General features: G+C 65.7%; 13 protein-coding genes. 12 read left to right on the top strand and 1 reads right to left on the bottom strand.

Annotation, left to right across the window (positions count from 1 at the left end; translation table 11 throughout):
• The first annotated feature begins 310 nt into the window (after positions 1-310).
• From H7A86_RS09930 to H7A86_RS09920, 3 genes are all read left to right on the top strand, one after another.
• Complete coding sequence (locus H7A86_RS09930) at positions 311-2,488, top strand: methyl-accepting chemotaxis protein (RefSeq protein ID WP_119132030.1); 2,178 nt, start codon at positions 311-313, stop codon at positions 2,486-2,488.
• A 51-nt stretch (positions 2,489-2,539) separates the two neighbouring features.
• Complete coding sequence (locus H7A86_RS09925) at positions 2,540-5,332, top strand: methyl-accepting chemotaxis protein (protein ID WP_180708101.1); 2,793 nt, start codon at positions 2,540-2,542, stop codon at positions 5,330-5,332.
• A 211-nt stretch (positions 5,333-5,543) separates the two neighbouring features.
• Positions 5,544-7,802 (top strand): methyl-accepting chemotaxis protein, encoded by a 2,259-nt coding sequence (locus tag H7A86_RS09920; RefSeq protein WP_119132032.1) that lies wholly within the window; start codon positions 5,544-5,546, stop codon positions 7,800-7,802.
• Between the two features lie 210 nt (positions 7,803-8,012).
• On the opposite strand, the gene H7A86_RS09915 is transcribed toward H7A86_RS09920, so the two are convergent.
• Positions 8,013-8,198: a hypothetical protein gene (locus H7A86_RS09915; RefSeq protein WP_126943016.1), complete on the bottom strand. Its 186-nt coding sequence runs from the start codon at positions 8,196-8,198 to the stop codon at positions 8,013-8,015.
• Here H7A86_RS09915 and H7A86_RS09910 point away from each other — a divergent pair.
• The 9 genes from H7A86_RS09910 to H7A86_RS09870 all read left to right on the top strand — a co-directional run bounded on the left by H7A86_RS09910 (position 8,197) and on the right by H7A86_RS09870 (position 26,876).
• Positions 8,197-10,449: a methyl-accepting chemotaxis protein gene (locus tag H7A86_RS09910; protein WP_119132108.1), complete on the top strand. Its 2,253-nt coding sequence runs from the start codon at positions 8,197-8,199 to the stop codon at positions 10,447-10,449. The genes H7A86_RS09915 and H7A86_RS09910 overlap by 2 nt on opposite strands.
• A gap of 107 nt (positions 10,450-10,556) precedes the next feature.
• A complete protein-coding gene (locus H7A86_RS09905) occupies positions 10,557-13,031 on the top strand; it encodes a methyl-accepting chemotaxis protein (RefSeq protein WP_119132033.1) in 2,475 nt (824 codons plus the stop codon).
• A 715-nt stretch (positions 13,032-13,746) separates the two neighbouring features.
• On the top strand, positions 13,747-16,005 hold the full coding sequence (locus tag H7A86_RS09900; protein ID WP_119132034.1) for a methyl-accepting chemotaxis protein: 2,259 nt from the start codon (positions 13,747-13,749) through the stop codon (positions 16,003-16,005).
• Between the two features lie 477 nt (positions 16,006-16,482).
• Positions 16,483-18,747 (top strand): methyl-accepting chemotaxis protein, encoded by a 2,265-nt coding sequence (locus H7A86_RS09895; protein ID WP_119132035.1) that lies wholly within the window; start codon positions 16,483-16,485, stop codon positions 18,745-18,747.
• 334 nt (positions 18,748-19,081) lie between these two features.
• Positions 19,082-21,754, top strand: a complete 2,673-nt coding sequence (locus H7A86_RS09890; RefSeq protein WP_119132036.1) for a methyl-accepting chemotaxis protein — start codon at positions 19,082-19,084, stop codon at positions 21,752-21,754.
• Positions 21,755-22,455: 701 nt separating this feature from the next.
• The gene (locus H7A86_RS09885; RefSeq protein WP_164739190.1) at positions 22,456-23,238 is read left to right on the top strand and encodes a flagellar brake protein; all 783 of its coding nucleotides are present in this window, start codon (positions 22,456-22,458) and stop codon (positions 23,236-23,238) included.
• 130 nt (positions 23,239-23,368) lie between these two features.
• Entirely contained in the window at positions 23,369-23,854 is a 486-nt protein-coding gene (locus H7A86_RS09880; protein WP_016904902.1) for a chemotaxis protein CheW, read from the top strand.
• 249 nt (positions 23,855-24,103) lie between these two features.
• A complete protein-coding gene (locus tag H7A86_RS09875; RefSeq protein ID WP_372358778.1) occupies positions 24,104-24,409 on the top strand; it encodes a hypothetical protein in 306 nt (101 codons plus the stop codon).
• An 85-nt stretch (positions 24,410-24,494) separates the two neighbouring features.
• Entirely contained in the window at positions 24,495-26,876 is a 2,382-nt protein-coding gene (locus tag H7A86_RS09870; RefSeq protein WP_047125435.1) for a methyl-accepting chemotaxis protein, read from the top strand.
• The last annotated feature ends 115 nt before the right edge of the window (positions 26,877-26,991 follow it).

Here is a 26,991-nt window from a genome sequence, read left to right as displayed (position 1 = left end):
TCTCCAGCCAGCCAGCCAGCCAGCCCCGCGCTGCGCGACGTGCGCCGAAGCGCCGGCCTGCGCTGCAGGTCCTATCGCCCTCGTGCGCACGGCCTTTGCCAGCGGGTCCACGGGCCGCGTGCCCTGCCCGGCCCGATACACGCCGCCGCATCGCCATGGCACCCGTATGACGCCCCCAAGGTGCGGCTGGCGCACCTGCAAAACGCACTGAAAAACGCCCTCACGCCGGCTGTCGCGCACTGCTCAACATTTTGGGGATCAGGTCGCTATTCGACTTACCTCGGTCACATTCCTTTGCTGGATACCTGCCATGACCTTCAAGACCACGATTGCAAACACGCTGGCCAACGTACCGCTGAAGCGCAAGTTTCTGGCGCAGACCGCGCTGGTGGCGCTGGGCATCATCGTGCTGGCGGTGATCGCCGCACGCTTGCAATACGTGGATCTCACCGATACGCGCCGCGACGGGCTCAAGAGCCAGATCGAAATGGCCATCGCGGTGGTCAATGGCTATGCCGAGCGCGCCGAAAAGGGCGAGATGGATGTGGACAGCGCCAAGAAGGCCGCGCTGCATACCTTGTCCACCATGCGCGCACGTGGCGGCGTGGATTACATCTACGTCACCGACCAGGCGCCGATGATGCTGATGCACCCCACCCGCCCGGACCTCATCGGCAAGCCGCTCAACGATGTGCTGAGCCCCGACGGCAAGCGCATCTTCCCGGCCTTCGTCAGCGCGGCGCAGGCCGGCGGCGGCTACGTCGATTACGCCTGGGCCAAGCCCGGCGAAAAAGACCCGGTGCAGAAAACCTCCTACGCCTCGCTGTACAAGCCGTGGGGCTGGGTGATCGGCACCGGCGTGTATCTGGACGACACCCAGGCGCAGGCGCTGGTCTTCACCGGCATCGTCACCCTGGCCGGCGGCGTGCTGGTGCTGCTCAACCTGCTGGTGGGCTGGCTGATCGGCAATTCGGTGCTGGAGCCGGTGTCGCGCGCGCTTGCCGCCATCAAGGGCGTGGCGCGTGGCGATCTGAGCGTGCGCACCGCCCAGCATGGCAGCGATGAAATCGGCCAGATGCTCAAGGCCACCGACGACATGGTGCATACGCTGGAGCGCTTCTCCGCGCAGACCAAGGTGATGATGCACATGCACGCCGGCGAAGACGTCAGCCACCGCATGCCCACCGATTTTCCCGGCGTCTACGGCGAGCTGGCCGGCGGCATCAACACGATGATCTTCGAACACCTGGACGCCATCATCGATGCGATCGGCATCCTCAACGAGTACGCGCAAGGCGACCTGTCGCGCGACGCCGCGCGCCTGCCCGGTACCCGGGCGGTGCTGCACGAAGCGATGGATGCGGCCAAGGCCAGCCTGCTGGCGATCAACACCGAGATCAAGCGGCTGGCCCAGGCTGCGGCCAATGGCGACTTCAGCCAGCGCGGCGATGCCACGCGTTTCAGGCACGACTCGGCGCGCATGATCAACGACCTCAACGCGATGATGGACGTCAGCGACCGCAACCTGGGCAAGCTGTCCGAGCTATTGGCCGCGCTGGCCGAGGGCGACCTCACCGCGCGCCTGGACGGTGAGTTCCACGGCGTGTTCGCGCGCATGCGCGATGATGCCAACACCACCGCCACGCAGCTGGCCGGCATCGTCGGGCGCATCCAGCAGGCCGCCGGTGCCATCACCGGGTCGGCCAGCGAGATCGCCGCCGGCAACAACGACCTGTCGCAGCGCACCGAACAACAGGCAGCCAACCTGGAAGAAACCGCCGCCTCGATGGAAGAGCTCACCTCCACGGTCAGGCAGAACGCCGAAAGCGCGCGCCAGGCCAACCAGTTGGCAATCGGCGCCGCATCGGTGGCCTCGCAAGGCGGCCAGGTGGTCAGCCAGGTGGTGGACACCATGTCCGGCATCCAGACCTCGTCGAAGAAGATCGCCGAGATCATCTCGGTCATCGATGGCATCGCCTTCCAGACCAACATCCTGGCCTTGAACGCAGCGGTGGAAGCGGCCCGTGCCGGCGAACAGGGCCGCGGCTTTGCCGTGGTTGCCTCCGAGGTACGCACGCTGGCGCAGCGCTCGGCCGGCGCGGCAAAGGAGATCAAGCACCTGATCGACGACTCGGTCGGCAAGGTGGCGCAGGGCTCGGCGCTGGTGGATCAGGCCGGCAAGACCATGGCCGAGATCGTGTCCTCGGTGCAGCGCGTGACCGACATCATGAGCGAGATCTCTGCCGCCTCGCAGGAGCAATCGGCCGGCATCGAGCAGGTCAATCTCACCGTCACCCAGATGGACGAGAGCACCCAGCAGAACGCCGCGCTGGTGGAAGAAGCCACCGCCGCCGCCAACGCCATGCAGCAGCAGGCGCAGCAGCTCGACGAGGCGGTGTCCAGCTTCCGGGTGACCGCGGCCTCGCCCGTGCAGCGCGGCCCCGGCCGTGGTGCCACGCGCGCGGAGGCCCTGCGCGTCGCCAGCTGATCGCCACCAGATCGCTCTCCCGTACCACCTCCTCACTTCGAAGCCACGCCCATGCCCTCGCCCCCCACGCAATCCCGCTCCGGCGGCAGTCTGGCGTACCGCCTGATGCTCGGCACCGCGGTCGCTGCATTGCTGTGCTTCGGCCTGACCGCGGCGATCAGCTACTGGCAAAGCAGTCGCGCGCTGATCGCTTCGGCACAGACCACGATGCAGAACGCGGCGCGCTATCAGGCCGAGCAGATCGGCAGCGAGCTGGGGCAGGCATTCACCACCGGCCAGTCGCTCGCCAGCGCCTTGCTGGCGCAGCGTGCGCATGGCGGGGTGAGCCGCGAGGCGGCGGCGGCGATCGTGCACGACGCGTTGCAGAACCATCCCGAATGGGTGGGCATGGGCACCTTGTGGGAGCCGCAGGCCTTCGACGGCAAGGACGGCGACTATGTCGATGCCCAGGGTCACGACAACACCGGCCGTTTCATGACCTACTGGGCCTACAACGGGCAGTCGCTGATCCGCGAGCCGTTGGTCGGCTACGAAAAGCCCGGCGACGGCGACTGGTACCTCAAGCCCCGCGAGCTGGGCCGCCAGATCGTGGCCGGCCCCTACGATTACCAGATCGGCGGCAAGCCGGTGCTGATGACCACCTTGTCCACGCCCATCCTGGACCATGGCAACTATGTGGGCGTGGTGTCGGTGGATTTCGCCCTGGCCGCGTTGCAGAAGCGCCTGAGCACCTTGCGTCCGATGGACGATGGCTATGTCGAGCTGATCTCGCCGGCCGGGGTGATTCTGGCCTCGCGCGACGCTGCGCGGATCGGCAAGCCGGCCGACGGTGCCGACTACCGCGCGATGCTGAAGGCCACCAGGGCCGGCAAGGACTATCTGGACTTCACGCCGGACGCCGCCGGCACGGTCAGCGCCTATGTGCCGTTGCAGATCGGCCACGCGCAGGAGCGTTTTGCGCTGGGCGTGGTGGTGCCGTATGCGGCGATCATGCAGCAGGCACATCGCCTGTTGTGGACCATCCTGGCGGTCGGCCTGGGCTCGGCGCTGGTGCTCAGCGTTGCGCTGTTCGCACTGTTGCGCCGTCAGGTGGTGGGCCCGCTGGATGCCGCTGCAAAGGTGGCAGGTGCCATTGCCTCCGGCAAGCTGGACAACCAGATCGCCGCGCAGCGCCAGGACGAGGTGGGCCGCCTGATGGGCGCCATGCAGCGCATGCAGACCGACCTGCGCCAGCGCATCGAGCGCGATGCGCAGATCGCCAACGAAAACCTGCGCATCCGCACCGCGCTGGAACATTCGGAGATGGAAGTGCTGCTGGCCGACGAGCAGCACACGGCGGTGTTCATCACCCAGGCGCTGCACAACTCGTTGAAGCGCAGCGAAGCGGCGTTTCATGCCAAGGGCCAGCAGGGCTTCAGCGCCGATGCGGTGGTCGGCAATCCGCTGGACTATGTGTTCGGCACCGATGCCGACGGCAAGGCACGCTTGCAACGCCTGCAACAACTGCAGTCCACCACGTTGGAGCGCTACGCCTTCGGGCCGGTGACGCTGGATCTGAGCATGACCCCGCTGTACGCCGCCGATGGTCATCGCAGCGGCAGCATGCTGCTGTGGCGCAATGTCAGCGCCGAGGTCAGCACGCAGGCAGAGGTCGCCGCGCTGGTGCAGTCGGCGCTGATGGGCGACTTCGGCCAACGCCTGGCATTGGACGACAAGCACGGCTTCTATCTGGAATTCGGCCGTCAGCTCAACGGCCTGCTGGAAACCACCTCGCAAGGCCTGGAACGTATTTCCCGCCTGCTCAGCGCGCTGGCCGAGGGCGACCTCACCGTGCGCATGGACGGACAGTTCCAGGGCGTGTTCGCCCGCATGCGCGACGATGCCAACGCCACCGTGGCGCAACTGACCGGCATCGTGGCGGGCATCCAGACCTCGGCCACGCAGATCAACGCGGCCGCCAGCGAGATTGCCGCCGGCAACAGCGACCTGTCGCAACGCACCGAACAACAGGCCGCCAACCTGGAGGAAACCGCCGCCTCGATGGAGGAGCTCACCTCCACCGTCAAGCAGAACGCCGAGCACGCGCGCCAGGCCAACCAGCTGGCGATCGGCGCGGCCGATGTCGCCTCGCATGGCGGCGCGGTGGTGGCGCAGGTGGTCACCACCATGTCCGGCATCGAAGTCTCGTCGAAGAAGATTGCCGAGATCATCTCGGTCATCGACGGTATCGCCTTCCAGACCAATATCCTGGCCTTGAACGCGGCGGTGGAAGCGGCGCGTGCCGGCGAACAGGGGCGTGGTTTCGCCGTGGTCGCCACCGAAGTGCGCACGTTGGCGCAGCGCTCGGCCGGCGCGGCGAAAGAGATCAAGCAGTTGATCGACGACTCGGTAGGCAAGGTCGCGCAGGGCGCGTCGCTGGTGCAGCAGGCCGGCACCACCATGGCCGAGATCGTGGCCAGCGTGCAGCGTGTCACCGACATCATGGGCGAGATCTCCGCCGCCTCGCAGGAGCAGTCCAGCGGCATCGAGCAGGTCAACCTCACCGTCACCCAGATGGACGAAGCCACCCAGCAGAACGCGGCCCTGGTGGAAGAAGCCACCGCCGCTGCACGCGCGATGGAAGAACAGGCCGGCCAACTGACCGATGCGGTGGCGGTGTTCAAGCTCAGCCACGTCGGCAGGCCGGCGGCGATTGCCGCTGCCGCCACACCCGGCGTCAGCCCGGTTGCGCCCTCCACACGGGCACCGACCGGCAACAAGCGCGCTGCCATGCCGCCGCGTCCCCCTACCCGCAAGTCGCCCGGCAGTGCCGCCGGCAACGACAGCCAGTGGCAGGATTTCTGAGTGCAGCGGCGCTGCCCTGACCGGGGCGGCTCCCGCGCACCTTCAGCGTCACCGGCGTGCGCACCCTGCCCGCCACGGCCGCGTTGCCGGCGGCTGATCGCCGCACACACCGGCCGGCGGCCCTACCGTTCGTCCTTCAAAAATAAAGAATCATCCCGGGCGGCCGTTAGCGTGCTGGAGAGCGTCCCTGCGCAATGTCCCGGAGTCACTGATGAACAAGTTCAACGATTGGCCGATCCGCCGCAAACTGATGGTTGCCTTCTGCCTGAGCGCCGTGCTCACCGCCTTGCTGGGCGGCCTGGGCTATTCACGCATGCGGCAGATGCAGCAGCAGACCACCCTGATCAACCAGGACGTGGTGCCGGTGCTGAGCCGTCTGTCCGAGCTGCGTGGCTTTGCCGGCGAATTCCGCGTCTATGAAGTGGGCCAGTTTGCCAATCTGGACGACCCGGAACGCTATGCGATGTTCTTCAAGCGCATGGACGAGATCCAGGCCAAGTACGTGGAGACGCAAAAGCTCCTGGACGCCAAGATCGGCGCTGCCTCACCGCTGAAGGCCGAATACGCCAGGCTGACCGATGCCAGCACGCGCTATTTCGCCGCCAACCGGCAGCTGCGCGTGCTCTATGCACAACCCGATCGCAGCGCGGCGATGGAATTTTCGCGCAATCAGTCCGGCGAACTGCGCAAGGAGGTGTTCGCCTCGGTCGACAAGCTCTATGCACAGCAGTCCAAGGCACTGAGCGACATGGTCGCGGCCAGCGCCGCCTCGTTCAAGCTGACCAGCGCGGTATTGCTGCTGGGCACGCTGCTGATGGCGGCACTGTCGGTAACCTTTGGCTGGCTGATCGCACGCAGCATCACCAATCCGCTGGCCAAGGCGCTGGGCGCCATCAAGGCGGTCTCGCGCGGCGACCTGAGCGTGCAGGTCCACAAGACCAGCAACGACGAGATCGGCCAGATGCTCGAGGCCACCGGCGGCATGACGCAGATGCTGCGCCGCTTCAGCGACGAGACCGCGCGCATGTCACACCTGCATGCGGCCGAAGACATCACCCACCGCATGCCGGAGGATTTCCCCGGCGTGTACGGCACGCTGGCCGGCGGCATCAACACGATGATCTTCGAGCATCTGGATGCCATCACCGACGCGGTGTGCATCCTCAACCAGTACGCACAGGGCGACCTGACCCAGGACGCACGCCGCCTGCCGGCCAGCCGCGCGATCCTGCATGAAGCGATGGATGCGGCCAAGGCCAGCCTGTTGTCGATCAATACCGAGATCAAGCAGCTGGCGCAGGCCGCAGCCGCCGGCGACTTCAGCGCACGTGGCGACGCGGCGCGCTTCAAGTACGACTTCGCGGTGATGGTGGCGGATCTGAACTCGATGATGGAGGTCAGCGACCGCAATCTGGGCAAGCTGTCGCAGCTGCTCGGCGCGGTGGCCGAAGGCGACCTGACCGCACGCATGGACGGGCAGTTCCACGGCGTGTTCGCGCGCCTGCGTGACGATGCCAATGCCACCACCCAGCGCCTGACCGATATCGTCGGCCGCATCAAGCACTCCACGCTGGCCATCAACACCGCTGCCGGCGAAATCGCCGCCGGCAACAACGACTTGTCGCAGCGCACCGAGCAGCAGGCCGCCAACCTGGAAGAAACCGCCGCCTCGATGGAAGAGCTCACCTCCACGGTGAAGCAGAACGCCGAGCATGCGCGCCAGGCCAACCAGCTCGCCATCGGTGCGGCCGATGTGGCCTCGCACGGCGGCGCCGTGGTCAGCCAGGTGGTGGACACCATGTCCGGCATCCAGACCTCGTCCAGGAAGATCGCCGAGATCATCTCGGTCATCGACGGCATCGCCTTCCAGACCAATATCCTGGCCTTGAACGCGGCGGTGGAAGCGGCGCGCGCCGGCGAACAGGGCCGTGGCTTTGCCGTGGTCGCCTCCGAGGTGCGCACGTTGGCACAGCGTTCGGCCGGCGCCGCCAAGGAAATCAAGAGCCTGATCGACGATTCGGTCAGCAAGGTGGCCGAAGGCTCGGCGCTGGTGAACCAGGCCGGCAGCACCATGAGCGAGATCGTCTCCTCGGTGCAGCGCGTCACCGACATCATGAGCGAGATCTCCGCCGCCTCGCAGGAACAGTCGGCCGGCATCGAGCAGGTCAACCAGACCGTCACCCAGATGGACGAGGCGACCCAGCAGAACGCCGCACTGGTGGAAGAAGCCACCGCCGCCGCACGGTCGATGGAAGAACAGGCGCAACAGCTCACCGAGGCGGTCGCCTTGTTCCGCCTGTCAGCCGAACTCGAAGCAGTGACCCGCGCCACGCCGGTGGTGCGCCAACTCGCTGCCAAGCGGCCTGCCGCGGCCAGCGCACCGGCGCCTAGGCCGCAGGTCGCCAGGCCGGCGGCACGTGCTGCCGTGGCATTGGCTCCGTCCAACGAATCGGACTGGGCCGAGTTTTAGGCCTCGCCGCAGCGGCCGCACACTGGCCGCCGTCAAACGCAAGCCGCGCTCTCCAGAGCGCGGCTTTTTTTATGCCGCGCCACGCTTTTTAAAAGGCGCATCAACCCGATAAAGAATAAAACAGCATTCGAATAACTTTTTATTTATGTAGCAATACGATTATTGTCGAGTCCGCCGTCATCCCCCGCCGATAACGATTACACAAACCGATCAATTCCATTCTCGCGATTTATTATTTTTCACAAGCCTGACCGCGTTATATATTTTTTTGATATCGAGGTATTCAGCGATGCTGTCGCGCGCCGTTACTGCGCATAGCGACATGTGACGCAGACACTGTTCGGCGTCACCTGATCGCTCCCATCCATTGCGCACCGCCTGCCGGGAATTGATCATGACTGCATTTCTTCAACGCTATAACGTCGCCCCCCGACTGGCGGCGGCATTTGCCGTGCTTATCGTTCTCTCCGCCCTCATTGCCATTATCGGCTATCGCGGGCTGAGCTCGGCACGCACCCTGGTCGACGATCTGGTGCACCAGAACATGGTGAAGATTCGCCTGTCCAACGACATGATGAATGCCAACTACATTATTGCGATGCAGATCCGCAATGTGGTTTTGCCAACCAGCAGCGAAGATAATCTCAAGTTTATCGAGACCATCCAGGCTGCGCGCGCCGACTATTCCAAGGCACGCGAAGCACTGTATGCGATTCCACCGTCTGACCAGGGCCGGGAGATCCGCGCAGAAATCGATCGCCGCCGCGCCGTGGTCAAGGTACTCAACGACCAGGTCATGGACCTGGTCCAGACCGGCCATAGCGATGAGGCCCTGCCCTTGCTGCTGACCAAGGCCGCACCGGCGATGCAGCAGTGGCAGGACAAGATCGCCGAGAACATCGCGCTGCAGAACACGCTGTCGGCCGAGGCCTCCGCCGTTGCGCTTCAATCCATGGACGACTCGCGCAAGCTGCTGATCGCCGGCTCGCTGCTGGTGGTGCTGCTGAGCGGCGTGCTGGGCCTGCTGATCACCCGCAGCCTGACCCAGCCGCTGAGCCGGGCCACCCGCGCGGCCGAATCGATTGCCGGCGGCAAGCTGGACAACGACGTCGACACCCAGTTCAACGACGAAAGCGGCCGCCTGCTCAAGGCGATGAGCAAGATGCAGCTGCAGTTGCGCAACCTGCTCGCCGCCCAGACCGACATGGCCAAGCGCCACGACGATGGCCAGATCAGCTTCCGTATCGATGCCGACGCCTTCCCCGGCGAGTACGGCCGCATGGCGCATGACACCAATACGTTGGTGGGCTCGCACATCGCGGTGAAGCTGCGTCTGGCGCAGATCATGGGCCGCTACGCGATCGGCGACCTGTCCGAGGACATGGAGAAACTGCCCGGCGAAAAGGCCGTGCTCAGCGAGACCATGGCGCAGGTCAAGGTCAATCTCGGCGCAATGAACACCGAGATCAAGCACCTGGCCGTGTCGGCGGCCAACGGCGACTTCAGTGCCCGCGGCGATGCCGAGCGCTTCCAGTACGACTTCCGCCTGATGGTGGAAAGCCTCAACAACCTGATGTCCACCGCCGACGGCAATCTGCAGTCGCTGTCCAGCCTGCTGCAGTCCATCGCCGCCGGCGACCTCACCGCGCGCATGAGCGGCGACTTCCGCGGCGTGTTCGCGCAGATGCGCGACGATGCCAACGCCACGGCCACGCAGCTGGCCGAGATCGTCAGCGGCATCAAGGCCTCGGCGGTGTCGATCAAGGGCGCCGCCAGCGAGATCGCGGCCGGCAACCAGGATCTGTCGCAGCGCACCGAACAGCAGGCCGCCAACCTGGAGGAAACCGCTGCCTCGATGGAAGAGCTCACCTCCACCGTCAAGCAGAACGCCGAGAGCGCACGTCAGGCCAACCAGCTCGCCATCGGCGCGGCCGGTGTGGCCTCGCAGGGCGGCGAGATCGTCAGCAGGGTGGTCGAGACCATGAGCGGGATCGAAGCCTCCTCCAAGAAGATCGCCGACATCATCTCGGTCATCGACGGCATCTCGTTCCAGACCAACATCCTGGCCTTGAACGCGGCGGTGGAAGCGGCGCGTGCCGGCGAACAGGGGCGCGGATTTGCCGTGGTCGCTTCGGAAGTGCGGACGCTGGCGCAACGCTCGTCGGCGGCCGCCAGGGAGATCAAGGGGCTGATCGACGACTCGGTGCAGCGCGTCTCCGAGGGGTCGGTGCTGGTGCATAGCGCCGGCAAGACCATGGGCGAGATCGTCTCCAGCGTGCAGCGGGTCACCGACATCATGGGCGAGATCTCCGCCGCCTCGCAGGAGCAATCCTCGGGCATCGAGCAGGTCAACCAGACCGTCACCCAGATGGACGAGACCACCCAGCAGAACGCCGCGCTGGTGGAAGAAGCCACTGCCGCCGCACGGGCGCTGGAAGACCAGGCCACCCAGCTCACCGACGCCGTTGCGGTGTTCAAGACCGATGCCCATGCCTATGCCAAGGCTCCGGTGCGCACCGTGCCGCCGCGCCCGGTGGTGACTCCCGCGCTGAAGGCCAAGGTGGCAGCGGCCGGACGCACCGCCGCGGCCAGGCCGCGCATGGTCGTCACCGCGCCCAGCAACGACACCAGCTGGCAGGAGTTCTGAGCCAAGCGGGCACAACAGTCTGAATGGAGCCGGCCGGCGCGACACCGGCCGGCTCAAGGCACAACGGTGATCGGCCGATAGGCTGCGTACGCCTATGAGACGCATCCATGATCACCTCGCCCGTGCCGTCGCCACCGACCGCCCCACGTTCTGCGCATCGCTGGAGCAGCCGCTGGGATGATCTGGCGATCGCCAGGAAGCTTGGTGTGATCGGGATGCTGGCGCTGGCCGGCCTGGTCATTCCGGTGCTGCTGTACAGCGGCAAGCTCAATGAAAGTGTGGCCATCAGCAGCAACGAGTTGCGCAGCTATGCGCCGCTCGAACAGATGCTGGGGCTGATCACCGATCTGCACGCGGCCCACGTGGACAGCGGCAGCACCGCCCGCGCCGCGGCCGAGCGCGCCGAGCGCGATCTGCAGCGCCTGCTGGCCACCACGGCAACCATGCCGGGCTTCGAACGCAGCCAGAAGGCCCTGCTGGGCCTGCAGCAACGCCACGTCGCCGCTGCCGCTGCAAACGGCTACGCCGCCGTCAGCGAACAGGCGTTTGCCGCACTCGATGCCCTGCGCGACGACAGCCAGCTGGTCTACACCCCGTATATCGAGAGCTACCACCTGGTGGTGGCCACACTGATCTACAGCCCCGATGCCACCGAGTCGCTGACCCGGCTGGATGCGGCCAGCGACCCGTCGCAGGCGGCCGGCAGCCGCGCCATGCTGCGCGAACAGCTCAACCAGCTGGCGCGCAGCCACCGGCGTTTCCGCCACGAGCTGGACAAGGCGATCGGCCTGCTGGAACAGCCCGACCTCGCGCTGGCCGATGCCGCCAAGGCCGAAACCGCGCGTGCGAACGCGGCGCTGGCCGCACTCGGCACCGCGCTGGACGGCAACGACGCCAGCGCCGATCTCCAGTGGAACGCTGCGCTGGACGCGCTCGGCCAGGCCATGCAAGCGCTCGGCAGCGTCTCGCTGCAGGCCTTGCAGCGCCAGTCCGAACGTCACCTGGCCGATGCCCGCAACGCGATGTGGCAGGCCATTGCCGGATTGTCGCTGCTGGCGGTGCTGATCGCGGCGCTGGGCTGGTCCACCCTGTCCAGGCTGACCCGCAATGTGCGCCGCGCCGCTGCGGTGGCGGCCAATATCGCCCAAGGCCAGCTCGGCGAGCCTATCGCCGCGCCCAGCCGCGATGAAACCGGCCAGCTGCTCGACAACATGCGCCGGATGCAGGAGCAGCTGCAGCGCGTTCTGGCCGCGCAGAGCGAGATGGCGCAACGCCACGATGCCGGCCAGATCAGTTACCGCATGGACGCCGATGCCTTTCCGGGCGCCTACGCCAGCATGGTGCACGACACCAACGCCCTGATTGGCTCGCATATCGCAGTGAAGATGAAACTCGCCCAGATCATGTCGCGCTATGCAATCGGCGACCTGAGCCAGGACATGGACCGCCTGCCCGGCGAGAAAGCCGTGTTCAGCGACACCATGGATGCAGTCAAGGCCAACCTGTCGGCAATGAACAACGAGATCAAGCTGCTGGCGCAGGCCGCTGCCAACGGCGATTTCAGCGTGCGTGGCGATACGCAGCGCTTCCAGCACGACTTCCTGGCCATGGTCGAGAGCCTCAACCAGCTGATGGCCACCGCCGACGGCAATCTGGGGGCGTTGTCCAGCGTGCTGCAGGCCATCGCGGCAGGCGACCTCACCACCCGCATGCAGGGCGACTTCCACGGCGTGTTCGCGCAGATGCGTGACGATGCCAATGCCACCGTGGCGCAGCTGGCCGATATCGTCGGACGCATCCAGCGCTCCACCGATGCCATCAACGCTGCCGCCAGCGAGATCGCCGCCGGCAACCAGGAGCTGTCGCAGCGTACCGAGCAGCAGGCCGCCAACCTGGAGGAAACCGCCGCTGCGATGGAAGAGCTCACCTCCACCGTGCGCAGCAACGCCGCGCACGCGCGGCGCGCCAGCGAGCTGGTGGTCGGCGCCGCCGCGGTGGCCTCGCAAGGTGGCACGGTGGTGGGCGACGTGGTCGGCACCATGGCCGGCATCCAGGCCGCGTCCCGGAAGATCGCCGACATCATCTCGGTCATCGACGGCATCGCGTTCCAGACCAATATCCTGGCCTTGAACGCGGCAGTGGAAGCGGCCCGCGCCGGCGAACAGGGGCGCGGCTTTGCGGTTGTCGCCTCGGAAGTGCGCACGCTGGCGCAGCGCTCGGCCGGCGCGGCCAAGCAGATCAAGCAGCTGATCGACGATTCGGTGTGCCGGGTCGAGCAAGGCAATGTGCTGGTCAGCCAGGCAGGTCGCACCATGCAGGACATCGTCGACTCGGTGCACAGCGTCACCGAGATCATGCACGAGATCAGCGACGCCTCGCAGCAGCAGTCGCAGGGCATCGAACAGGTCGGCCAGACCGTCGCACAGATGGACCAGGCCACCCAGCAGAACGCCGCGCTGGTGGAAGAAGCCAGCGCCGCCGCACGGGCGATGGAACAGCAGGCGCAGCAGTTGCGCGATGCGGTGTCGGTGTTCCAGCTGCACGCCGCCGTGGTGCCGGCCCGACGCGTGCGTGCCGCCTGACGCCCCTGCGTGCGGAGTTGGGTACGCGCGCGGTGGGCGACGCCGCGCGCATGGGGGCAGTCACACCGTGCACTCGTGCTGCGCGGTCACTGGCCGCGGTGTCTGCTACGTGGTCGCCGGCCGCGGTGTCTTGACCGAGACTGGCTGAGCCACCCCGCCTGCGCCTGCGATCGCGCATTGCACCCGGGTCGCAACCGAGGCAGTGGCGCCACCCCGCCGTTGCGGACTCGCTTCAACTGCCCAGCGCAGGTTCGATTCCTGCCGCAGGCAATACTGCCGCAGCCAATAGCCCCGCCTGCGCATACGGCGCCAGGCTCACCAGGCTGCTGCATCGCTCCAGCAGCCGGTGCCGTCCGCCCGTCTGTCCTTGCAACCGCAACGCCGCATCACGCTCGAACGAGTGAGCCAGATGTGAATCCGCCGGTCGATGCAACTGCGTCGATGGCACGCACATCGACGTTTCCGGTCCATTTCTGCACATGCGCGTCACTTCGGTGACGGCCGCCCATACGCAGCGCGGCTGACCAGTTCAGTCGCCCAACCACGGGCCGTTACCTTCCACGGCACGCTTACCAGCCTTGTCATCGCCGGGGTCTCCCGCTGTTGCCCGCGCGATGGATCGGCTGGATACCTGCCTTGCCGTACCTGCATCAGACCCACGCGTCCGCGCCGACGCGTTTTGTCCTTTCTTGCCCCACTGCCTCGAGACCCCCAAATGATCGCTCTTCTTCAACGGTACAACGTCGGCAAGCGCCTGAGCTTCGCTTTCGGCACGCTGATCCTGTTGTCGTGCGCACTGGTCGCTGCCGGCCTCTACACGCTGGCGCAGGCCCGCGATCGCATGGACACGGTGGTCAACCGCAACATCACGATCATGCAATACGCACAGGACATGACCAACGCCACCTCGGTCATCGCCGTGCAGCTGCGCAATATCGTGTTGCCCACCTCGCAAGAAGACAATCTGCGTTTCTACGCCGTCATCAAGGACCAGCTGAAGGACTACGAGGAGACCCGCCGCAAGCTGTACGCGTTTTCTGCCTCGCCCCAGGCCACCCAGATCCGCGACCGCATCGACCTGGCCAGCGACCAGGCCCGCAAGACCAACGACGCGGTCGCGCAGCTGGGCCTGACCGGCAAGCCTGACGAAGCACTCAAACTGCTGCTGGAGAAGGCCGCACCGGGTACGCAGCATTGGCAGAACGCATTGACGGAGTATTCGGACCTGCAGCGCCAGCGCACCCGCGAAGCCTATGTCGCCACCACGGAGGAAATGGCACGTGGCCGTGCGATGTTGATCGGCGGCGGGCTGGCGGTGGTGCTGTTCAGCGCCCTGCTCGGCTTCCTGATCACCCGCAGCCTGGTACGCCCGCTGACCCAGGCCACCCGCGCCGCCGAAGCGATCGCCAACGGCAATCTCGACAACGACGTGCGCACGCAGTCCAACGACGAAACCGGCCGTCTGTTGCAGGCCATGGATCGCATGCAGGGCCAGGTACGCAACCTCATCACCGCCCAGCTGGACATGGCCAAGCGCCACGATGACGGCCAGATCAGCTTCCGCATGGATGCCGGCGCCTTCCCGGGCGACTTCGGCCGCATGGCCAAGGACACCAATGCCCTGGTCGGCTCGCACCTCGCGGTGAAGATGCGCCTGGCGCACATCATGGGCCGCTATGCGATCGGCGACCTGTCCGAGGACATGGAAAAGCTGCCCGGCGAAAAGGCCGTGCTCAGCGACACCATGGCGCAGGTCAAGGTCAATCTTGGTGCGATGAATACCGAGATCAAGCATCTGGCCGTGTCGGCGGCCAACGGCGACTTCACCGCCCGCGGCAATGCCGAGCAGTTCCAGTACGATTTCCGCGTCATGGTGGAGAGCCTCAATAACTTGATGGCCACCGCCGACGGCAACCTGCAATCGCTCTCCGGCCTGCTGCAATCGATCGCCGCCGGCGATCTCACCGCACGCATGAGCGGCCAGTACCAGGGTGTGTTTGCGCAGATGCGCGACGACGCCAACGCCACCGCCGAACAGCTGGCCGGCATCGTGGGCCGCATCCAGAGCGCTGCCGACGCGATCGGCCTGGCATCGGGCGAAATCGCCTCCGGCAACCAGGACCTGTCGCAGCGCACCGAGCAGCAGGCCGCCAATCTGGAGGAAACCGCCGCCTCGATGGAAGAGCTGACCTCCACCGTCAAGCAGAATGCCGAGCACGCCAGCCAGGCCAACCAGCTCGCCATCGGCGCGGCGGCCGTGGCGTCGCAGGGCGGCGCCGTGGTGGCCAAGGTGGTCACCACCATGTCCGACATCCAGAGCTCGTCGAAGAAGATCGCCGAGATCATCAGCGTCATCGACGGCATCGCCTTCCAGACCAATATCCTGGCCTTGAATGCGGCGGTGGAAGCGGCACGCGCCGGCGAGCAAGGCCGTGGCTTCGCGGTGGTCGCCTCCGAGGTACGTACCCTGGCGCAGCGTTCGGCCAGTGCGGCGAAGGAGATCAAGCAGCTGATCGACGACTCGGTCGACAAGGTCACCCAGGGCGCCACCCTGGTCGATCAGGCCGGCACCACCATGGCCGAGATCGTGGCCAGCGTGCAGCGCGTCACCAACATCATGGGCGAGATTTCCTCCGCGTCGCAGGAGCAGTACTCCGGCATCGAGCAGGTCAACCAGACCGTCACCCAGATGGACGAAACCACCCAGCAGAACGCCGCGCTGGTGGAAGAAGCCACCGCCGCCGCACGTGCGATGGAAGAACAGGCCCAGCAGCTCACCGAAGCGGTCGCCGTGTTCAAGGTCGCAGAGCACGCACCGGTGGCGCGCCAGTTGTCGGCCATTGCCAATACGCCCGCCAATGCCCGCGGCACACCGCGTCCGATCGCCCGCACCAGCAGTGCCGCGCCGTTGCGGCGCAGCGCCGCAGGCGCATCCGCGACGGCAACCGACGTGGGCGACTGGCAGGAGTTCTAAGCGGCACCGACCGCTGCCGGCAACGCGCGTGTCTGTGCGCGAGGGACACACCACGCCCAGGCACGCGGCCATGTAATCCGCATCAGCAGCATCTTTATCACGGCACCGCACACGCGGTGCCGTTTTGCGTTGTGCACGACCAGGCAGCTGTCCGCACGCCGCTATGCACCGTGGGCAGCGTGAAATCGCACTTCACATCGTCCGGGCCGGCCTGCGCCGGCACACCCCCAAAACCGCTTTCAAGCGGGGTTTTCTAGGGATATTCCCCACACACCCCCACCGATTCCCTACCCCGCATACACATGGCAGTCACGTGCCTGAGACCCGGCTTTACCAACCGGTCCAGCCTGCCTCAATGCAGCAGCGCTAACGCCGTTATCTGACCGACGCATCACACAAGGGATGACGTGCAACGCACTGCTCCAGCACTGCGCTGCATGCCACTCCATCCAACGGCACATTCGCTCAGGTCACTCCATGAACTCCTTCCTGCACCGCTTCAACGTCGGCAAGCGCCTTTCCCTGGCCTTCGGCGTCTTGATCCTTCTCTCCTGCGCGCTGGTGGCCGCCGGTCTGTACACGCTCAGCCAGGCGCGCGAACGCCTGGACACCATCGTCAACCGCAACATGGCGATGATCCAGTACGCCACCGACATGCTGGACGCCAATGCCACCATCTCGTTGAATCTGCGCAACATCGTGCTGCCGACCACTGCCGAGCAGAATCGCCAGTTCGGTGAAGTGATCGACGCCCAGCGCATCCGCTACAAGGAGCTGCGCGACAAGCTCTACGCATTCCCCGCCGACGCGCACGACCAGGAACTGCGCAACGCGCTGGATTCGACCCGCGAGCAGGCACTGGCGCATAACCAGCAGGTGCGCGAACTGGGCACCGCCGGCAAGGTCGACCAGGCCATGCCGATCCTGCTTGAACGCGCCGCGCCGGCCACCCAGCGCTGGCAGGATGCGATCCGTACCTACTCGGACGCGCAGCGCAAGAGCAGCCAGCTGGCCTACGACCAGGCCAATGCTTCGATGGCGCGTGGCCGCAGCATGCTGATTGGCGGCGGCCTTGCGGTGGTGCTGCTGAGCGCCCTGCTGGCCTGGACGATCACCCGCAGCCTCACCGGCCCGTTGAACCGCGCCACCCGTGCTGCCGAGGCGATCGCCGACGGCAAGCTCGATAACGCCGTGCACAGCGAGGCCAGCGACGAGACCGGCCGTCTGCTGCAGGCGATGGACAAGATGCAGTCGCAGGTGCGCAACCTGATCACCGCGCAGCTGGACATGGCCAAGCGCCACGACAGCGGCCAGATCAGCTTCCGCATGGATGCCGAGGCGTTCCCGGGCGACTACGGCCGCATGGCCGGCGACACCAACGCGCTGGTCGACAGCCACGTCCAGGTCACGCTGCGTCTGGCACAGATCATGGGCCGCTACGCGATCGGCGACCTCAGCGAAGACATGGACGCGCTGCCGGGCGAAAAGGCCAGGCTGACCGACACCATGGCGCAGGTGAAGACCAACCTGTCCTCGATGAATCAGCAGATCAAGCAGCTGGCCCAGTCCGCCGCCGACGGCGACTTCGGCGCACGCGGCGATGCGGCGCAGTTCCAGTTCGATTTCCGCGTCATGGTCGAGAGCCTCAACCAGTTGATGGCCACCGCCGATGGCAGCCTGCAGTCGCTGTCGGGCATCCTGCGGGCGATTGCGGCGGGTGACCTGACCGCGCGCATGGACGGCGAGTTCAAGGGCGTGTTCGCACAGATGCGCGACGACGCCAACGCCACCGCGACCCAGTTGTCCGGCATCGTCGGGCACATCCAGCACTCGGCCACGTCCATCAACGCCGCCGCCAGCGAGATCGCCGCCGGCAACCAGGACCTGTCCCAGCGCACCGAGCAGCAGGCCGCCAACCTGGAGGAAACCGCCGCCTCGATGGAAGAGCTCACCTCCACCGTACGCCAGAACGCCGAAAGCGCTCGCCAGGCCAACCAGCTTGCCATCGGCGCCGCCAGCGTGGCCTCGCAGGGCGGCGAGGTGGTCAGCAAGGTGGTCGACACCATGAGCGGCATCGAAGCCTCGTCCAAGCGCATTGCCGACATCATCAGCGTCATCGACGGCATCTCGTTCCAGACCAACATCCTGGCATTGAACGCGGCGGTGGAAGCGGCCCGTGCCGGCGACCAGGGCCGTGGTTTTGCCGTGGTTGCCTCCGAGGTGCGCACCCTGGCACAGCGCTCGTCCGCAGCAGCCAAGGAGATCAAGAGCCTGATCGACGACTCGGTGCAGCGTGTGGCCGACGGCTCGCAACTGGTGGACCAGGCCGGCAAGACCATGGCCGAGATCGTGGCCAGCGTGCAGCGCGTCACCAACATCATGGGCGAGATCTCCGCCGCCTCGCAGGAACAGTCGGCCGGCATCGAGCAGGTCAACCAGACCGTCACCCACATGGACGAAGCCACCCAGCAGAACGCCGCGCTGGTGGAAGAAGCCACCGCCGCCGCACGTGCCATGGAAGAGCAGGCCCAGCAGCTCACCGAGGCGGTTGCCGTATTCAAGATCGTCGAGCAGGGCCCGGCAGCCCCCCGGCCCTCGTCGATGGTCGCCGCGCCGGTCAACGCACGCTTTGCCACACGCCCGGCCGCACGTGCGGTCGGCAACGCAGCCCCGCGCCGCAGCACCACCGGCACGGCGACGGCGGCAGCCACCGCCGGTTCCAGCGACTGGCAGGAGTTCTAAGCCCCACCGCAACGCGTCACACCCGCAGTCTCCAGAAACAGTATTCGAGCGCAGTTTGATTCGTGATCCACGAATCTTGAGGGCCGCTTCCTGGCGAGGGAAACGGCCCTTTTTTTGTCCCTTGGGGACCCGTCGGACGGCAGCAGGCGGGTACTGCGCAGAGCGCTATTCTTCACCCAAAAATAACAATCACTATTCCGCCACGATTGCTCCAGAAGGCAAGCGAACCGGACAATTGTGCTGTTTTCGACGCAAATCATTAATTAATCGCATAAACGGCCGCTATCGATTTCACGCATCCGTAACGCCCTCCCCCGGGCAAGGTCGATTTCTCATGCACTCCTTCCACCGGCTGTCTGTCGGTACCCGGCTGTCCGCGCTGCTGACATTGGTGATCGCGCTTTCCCTCGGCCTGCTGGCCCTGACCATCTACCGCCAGTCCGCCGCGGACATCGCATCCCAGGTCAAGGCCGAGCTGCACTCCAGTACCCGGCTGATGCAGCAGTCGGTCGCGATGTACGACGTCACCCTGACCGAGGGCACCCAGCGCCTGGGCAGCGTGTTCGACGACATGCTGCCGCGCGGCGCACGCGAGCTGGATACCGCCAGCACCGTGACCATCGGCGAGCAGAACACGCCTACGCTGCGCTCCGGCACACAGGTACAGAATCTCAATTTCGATGCGGTGGATCGCTTTGCGCAGACCACCGGCGGCGTTGCGACCATCTTCGCGCGCACCGGCGAGGACTTCGTGCGCATCACCACCTCGCTACGCAACAAGCAGAACGAACGCGTGATCGGCACCCTGCTCGACCGCAAGGGCAAGGCCTACGCCGCATTGTCCGAAGGCAAGCCCTTCACCGGCCAGGCGCAGCTGTTCGGCGAGCAATACATGACCCACTACCAGCCGCTGCGCAATGCCGCCGGCGACGTGATCGGCGCGCTGTTCGTCGGTCGCAACTACACCCAGGGCCTGGCCGCGCTCAAGGCGCAGGTCGGTACCACCAGGCTGGGCCAGGACGGCTATTTCGTCATCGTCGACATGGCGCCGGGCGAGCATCAGGGCCAGGTCATCGCCGCCCCGCCGGGCACGCCGGCCACCCTGGCGGCCCTGGTGCCGGCCGGGCAGCAGGCACTGCTGCAGTCGGTACTGGACGGCAAGCAGCCCAGCGCCAACCTGCAGTTGCGCGATGCCAAGGGCAACAGCCAGGCCTTCGAAGTCACCGCCCAGCGCTATGCGCCATGGCAGTGGGCGGTGATCGGCACCCAGCCGCGCAGCGCCATCGACGGCCCGCTGGACGAGCTGATGGGCAGCATGCTGCTGCTCTCGCTGGTGGTGCTGGGCCTGTGCATCGCAGTGGTGTTCATCGCCGCGCGCAAGATGGTCACCCGCCCGCTGCTGGCGGTGGAACGCGTGCTCGGCGATGTCGCTGCCGGCCGCCTGGACAACCCGATCGAGATCGACCGCCACGACGAACTCGGCCGCCTGCTGCGCGACGCGCGCACCATGCGCGACGACCTGCGCGCGCGCCTGCAACGCGACCACCTGATCGCCAGCGAAGCGTTGCGCGTGCGCACCGCGCTGGACGATGTCAGCACCAACGTGATGATCGCCGATGCGGATCGCCGCATCATCTACGTCAACCGCCCGCTGCAGCGCATGCTCAAGAGCGTGCAGGACGAGCTGCGCCGCGACCTGCCCAACTTCGATGCCGATGCGCTGATCGATGCCAGCATCGACCAGTTCCATCGCAGGCCCGAGCATCAGGCACGCATGCTCGATCAGCTCACCGACACGCACACTGCGCAGATCCATGTCGGTGGCCGCACCATGCGACTGGTGGTCAACCCGGTGCTGGGCGCGGCCGGCGAGCGCATGGGCTTTGTGGTCGAGTGGGCCGACCGCACCCAGGAAGTCCAGGTGGAACAGGAGGTCGCACGCATCGTGCAGGCCGCCGCTGCCGGCGACCTGAGCGGGCGTGTCGGCCTGGAAGGCAAGCAGGGCTTCCTGCTGCTGCTCGCCCAGCAACTCAACGTGCTGCTGGACAACAATGCAGACGGATTGTCGCGGGTGTCCGCGCTGCTCTCTGGGCTGTCGCAGGGCGATCTGACCGCACGCATGGATGGCGACCTGCAAGGCGTGTTCGCCACCATCCGCGACGACGCCAATGCCACTGCCGACCAGCTGGCCGGCATCGTGCGCCGGATCAAGGACTCGTCGCTGGCGATCAACGCGGCCGCCACCGAGATCGCCACCGGCAATGGCGACCTGTCGCGTCGCACCGAACAGCAGGCCGCAGCACTGGAAGAAACCGCCGCCTCGATGGAAGAGCTCACCGCCACCGTCAGGCAGAACGCCGACAACGCCGACCAGGCCAATCGGCTGGTGCTGGATGCCGCCGGCGTGGCGGCCAAGGGCGGCGACGTGGTGGGCCGCGTGGTCACCACCATGGCCGACATCGACACCTCGTCCAAGAAGATCGCCGAGATCATCTCGGTCATCGACGGCATCGCCTTCCAGACCAATATCCTGGCCTTGAACGCGGCGGTGGAAGCGGCGCGCGCCGGCGAACAGGGGCGCGGCTTCGCCGTGGTCGCCTCGGAAGTGCGGATGCTGGCGCAGCGTTCGGCCGGTGCAGCCAAGCAGATCAAGCACCTGATCGACGACTCGGTGGCCCGCATCGGCAACGGCGCCGCGCTGGCCTCCGAGGCCGGCAGCACCATGCAGCAGGTGGTCAGCTCGGTGCAGCGCGTCACCGACATCATGGGCGAGATCACCAGCGCCTCGCGCGAGCAGGCCGCCGGCATCACCCAGGTCAACCAGACCATCACCCAGATGGACGAAACCACCCAGCAGAACGCCGCGCTGGTGGAAGAAGCCACTGCAGCTGCGCGCGCGATGGAAGACCAGGCCGCGCAGCTAGTGGATGCAGTAGCGGTGTTCCGCCTGGAACAGCAGGACCAACTGAACACCTTGCTGGCCAACGCACGGCACGCCTATAGCTGATGCCACACGGTCCGCAACCGGCAAGGACACTGCACCAGACAGTTGGTCGATGCTCATCTGAAAAGCTGCCTGTCGTGCGGTGTGCATCAGACCTGGAGCCTATGCCTCGTGATCAAGCAAGGAGCATCCAGGACTGCTCTTGCCATGCACACCGACCATCTTGACTGGCCCTTGCCCGCTCACCGTCGCGGGACCCTGAGCGGCATGGATGCCGCGCCGGAGCCTACATGGACGTACTTGCGGCGTGTCCTGCGATGGTGGGCGGGCAAGGACCCTGCAGCAAACCCGCAGCGTCGAGCGCGCGGTGCCCATCAGACATGGAGCCGATACGTTATGAGCGAACGACGCATCCAGCACCGCTCTTACCGTGCACACCGACCATCTCGATAGGTCCTTGCCCGCCCACCGTCGCGGGACCTTGAGCGGCATGGATGCCGCGCCGGAGCCTACATGGACGTACTTGCGGCGTGTCCTCCGATGGTGGGCGGGCAAGGGCCCTGCAGCAAACCCGCAGATCCCGCCCGCTCCACAACTGGATCCATCCGCACCATCCAGCGCCAGGAACACAGCGCCGAAGCAACCAAGACGTCACGCAGTGGTTTTTTGTCAGCCGCTCTTAAAGATTTCGCTTTGCCGCCGATATCAAGGCGACGCCAGGACAACCGTTCCGGCGTCTTCCCGCATCTACTGTGCTTGTGCCCATGTCCCAAGGCGATACCTCAGAGCTGGACCACGACGATCACCTTGCCGAAGGTGACGAGCGCTATCTGCTGCGCAACAAACGGCAGATCCGTGGCCTGCTGCGCCAGTTGCTCGACCAGCGTGCCATCGTGACCATGCATGTGGCCGGACGCGACATGGCCGTGCCCACCGCCGTGCTCGAAGTGGATGAAGACGAGGACTGCGTGATTCTGGACGGCAGCCACAACGAGGCCTCCAACCGCGCCATCCAGGAGGCCAAGTACCTGCTGTGCTACGCACAACTGGAACGGGTCAACATCCGCTTCCGGCTGGAAACGCCCGATCGGCTGGAACGCGACATCCATGTCGCCTTCCGCGCCGACCTGCCCGAGGCGATGTACCACATGCAGCGCCGCGAGTCGTATCGGCTGGAGACGCCGATCACCGACTCGCCCATCTGCATCATTCGCCAGGACGAGGCACAGGGCGGCAATCTCAACCTGCAGTTGCGCGTGATCGACATCAGCAGCGGCGGCCTGGCGGTCTCGCTCACCGACGGCATGCCCCTGCTCGAACCACAGCGCACCTATCGCAACTGCACGCTGCAACTGCCCGACACCGCGCCGATCACCCTGCCGCTGACGGTATGCAGCCAGTACAAGCAGACCCTGCCCAACGGCAGCGAAGGCTTCCGTGTCGGCATGCAGTTCAGCGACCTGCCACGCGGCGCCGACGAGACCATCCAGCGCTACATCTTCCGGGTCGACCGCCAGCGCAATGCGCGCAAGAGCGGCGTGTTCTGAACCCACCCGCACCAGCCTCGGCGCACGGCTAAAGTTGCCCTGCACTGCGCCGATGTTGCTAGGGCAATCCTCATCCGCATGCTTTTTTATAGCTGCAATCCGACACTCAGCCGCAACGCCCGGAGTTTCCATGAACGACAAAAGCACGACCACCGGCACCGGTGGTGAATTCCTCAGCTTCGCCCTTGGCGAAGAACACTACGGCGTGGACATCCTGAAAGTGCAGGAAATCCGCGGCTACGACTCGGTCACCCGTCTGCCCGACGCACCGGACTACATCAAGGGTGTGATCAACCTGCGCGGCACCATCGTGCCGGTGATCGACCTGCGCCTGAAGCTGCGCCTGAAAGAAGCGCGCTACGACGCCTTCACCGTAATGATCGTGCTCAATGTCGAAGACCGCGTCGTCGGCATCGTGGTGGACAGCGTCTCGGACGTGATCCCGCTCAACGACGATCAGATCCGCCCCACCCCCGAATTCGGCGCCTCGGTCGATACCCGCTTCATCTCGGGCATCGGCACCCAGGACGATCGCATGCTGATCCTGCTGGATATCGAGACCCTGCTGGACAGCACCGAGCTCGGTCAGCAGCAGCTGGCCGAAGAAGCGGCCTGATTCAGACCATCTGGTGTCGGGAGCTTCCCGACACGAGACGCACAACGAAGTTGAAGTGAGATAGAAATCACGTTTTTCGGATTCAAGTTGAACGGCGGCTAGCCGATAGCTGAATAGAAGCCCGCGCACATAAACGGGTCACCGTTCGACTTTTGATTCTGGAGAATCCCAATGAAGTTCCTGCTCTCGCTCCTCCCCGTCGCTGCTCTCGTGATCGTTGCTCCCACGCTGTCGGCTCAGTCGCAGGAAATGATTCCGCCGGAAATGGCGACCCGTTTCGTCGGCAAGGACGGCATGGTGTGCGGCAAGGTCGAAAAGGCCAAGTACGCCCAGAGCTCGGAAGGTGAACCCACCTTCCTGTACATGGGCGGCATGTTCCCGCGTCACACCTTCTCGGCCCGCATCGACGGCGCCAACCGCGGCAAGTTCAGTTTTGCCCCGGAATCCCTGGAAGGCAAGGACGTCTGTGTGCTCGGCAAGATCCAGCGCGACAGCTCGCGTGCCGAAATCGAAGTCAGCTCGCCGGCCAGCCTGAAGTTGGCCACCATCAAGTAATCGCCTAGCAGATCGCCACGCCCTCGCGCGTGGCGATCTGCTGTTTGCGGTTATGCGCACTGACTTCTACCGGGGAATCGTGTCAATGCAATGGATCAACAATCTCAAATTGATGCCCAAGCTGATGCTGGCGTTCGGCATCGTGCTGCTGATCATGCTGGTGCAGGGAATCATCGCCTACGCGGGCCTGGCCTCGCTCAATAATGTCACCCGCGACCTGGCCGGCAATACCATGTCCAGCGTGCGCGAAGCAGGCGATCTGCGCGGCATGCTCGGCGAATATCGAAATGCGTCCTATCAAAATCTGGTGCGCGCCAGCGACTCGGTCAAGCAGGAAGCCAAGGTCCGCGCCAAGCGGCTCAATGGCGAAATCGAAGCCACGATCAAGGGCTATCCCCGCCTGATCGAGAGCCCGCAGCAAAAGCAGCTGTTTGCCACCTTCGTTGCGGATTGGAAGAAGGCCTCGGCCTCCTACGAAAGCGTCGACGAAATGCTGGAACTGAACCTGCCTGACGACGCCGTCGATACCTTCGTTGGCGAGACCAGCGCACTGCATGCCAAGGCACAGGCATCGTTGGCCGCATTGATCGCCGAAGACAACAAGTTGGCGCAGGCTGCCAAGAGCAAGGCCGAAAAGGTCCATGCCACCTCGGTCTCGTTGACCGTGCTGGTGCTGCTGATCGGCATCGCCGGTGGCCTGGGCCTGGCATTCCTGTTCGCACGGTCCATCGTCAAGAGCATGCGCGGCGCGGTGTCCACCGCCACCGAAATCGCCAGCGGCAAGCTCGATGGCCAGATCAATGTGCAGGGCCAGGACGAAGTGGGCGAACTGATGCGCTCCATGCACCGGATGCAGCGCGACCTGAAGGAACGCATCGAACGCGACAAGAAGATCGCCGACGAAAACCTGCGTATCCGTACCGCACTGGACAAATCCTCCACCAGCACCTTCATCACCGACACCGATCGGATCATGATCTACGCCAACGAGGCGTTCCAGAAGCTGGTCACCCATTACGAAGGCAGCATCCGTCTGTCCTCGCCCGAGTTTGAGGCCAGCAAGATCATCGGTCAGCACATCAGCTATCTCGGCCTGCCCGAAGCGACCGTGCACAAGGCCATCGCAGCGCTGGAACGCGACGGCATCACCAGCTTCGAGGAGCGTTACGGCGAGTTTGTGATGATGCAGACCGTCACCGTCATCAAGAACGAGCAGGGCGAGAGCACCGGCGATGTCTGTGAATGGCGCGATCGCACCATCGAGGTCCAGGTCGAAGAAGAAGTCGCCCGCATCGTGCGTGCCGCCGCCAGCGGCGACATGAGCGGCCGGGTGGAAACCGATGGCAAGCAGGGCTTCTTCCTGCAGCTGGCCCAGCAGCTCAACGGCCTGCTGGATGCCAACGCCGCCAGCCTGGAGCAGATCTCCGCATTGCTGTCGGCGCTGTCGCGCGGCGACCTGACCGTGCGCATGCGCGGCGAATTCAGTGGCGTGTTCGCGCAGATGCGTGACGATGCCAATGCCACCGCCGAGCAGCTTTCCGACATCGTCGGGCGCATCAAGGTCTCGTCCACCGCGATCAACTCGGCTGCCGGCGAGATCGCCTCCGGCAACAGCGACCTGTCGCATCGTACCGAGCAGCAGGCGGCCAACCTGGAAGAAACCGCCGCCTCGATGGAGGAGCTCACCTCCACGGTCCGGCAGAACGCCGAAAGCGCCCGCCAGGCCAACCAGCTCGCCATCGGCGCCACCGGCGTGGCCTCGCAGGGCGGCGACGTGGTCTCGCAGGTGGTCACCACCATGTCCGGCATCGAGGCCTCGTCCAAGAAGATCGCCGACATCATCTCGGTCATCGACGGCATCGCCTTCCAGACCAACATCCTGGCCTTGAACGCGGCGGTGGAAGCCGCCCGTGCCGGCGAACAGGGCCGCGGCTTTGCCGTGGTCGCCTCGGAAGTGCGTACGCTGGCACAGCGTTCGGCCGGCGCGGCCAAGGAGATCAAGGGCCTGATCGACGACTCCGTGCACAAGGTGGCCGAGGGCTCGGCACTGGTGCGCAAGGCCGGTGCCACCATGGCCGAGATCGTGGCCAGCGTGCAGCGTGTCACCGACATCATGGGCGAGATCTCCGCCGCCTCGCAGGAACAATCGGCCGGCATCGAGCAGGTCAACCAGACCATCACCCAGATGGACGAGACCACCCAGCAGAACGCCGCCCTGGTGGAAGAAGCCACTGCGGCCGCACGCTCGATGGAAGAGCAGGCCGGCCACCTGGCCGAAGCGGTGTCGGTGTTCAAGCTGGACGAGCCGGCTGCGCCGGCCGCGCCGGCTGCACGCGCCCGCCCGGTCGCCTCGCGCCCGGTTGCGGTGACGCCCGCAACCAAGCCGGCCGCGCGTGCGGCGGCCACGCCGTCGCGGCCGGCCAAGCCGCAGGCCGCCCTGGCCGACGGCAACTGGCAAGAGTTCTGATCCAAGGCTGTCCCGCAAAGCCCCGGCACTGCCGGGGCTTTGCGCATCTGCAGCCAGCGCAGTGCGCAGCGCCGCGCATTGGCCTCGCCGGCTACCCCGCCAACGCGGTTGCAGG

It is taken from the genome of Xanthomonas euroxanthea (genome assembly GCF_903989455.1).
GTDB lineage: Bacteria > Pseudomonadota > Gammaproteobacteria > Xanthomonadales > Xanthomonadaceae > Xanthomonas > Xanthomonas euroxanthea.
This window is presented reverse-complemented; position numbering and strand designations above follow the sequence as displayed.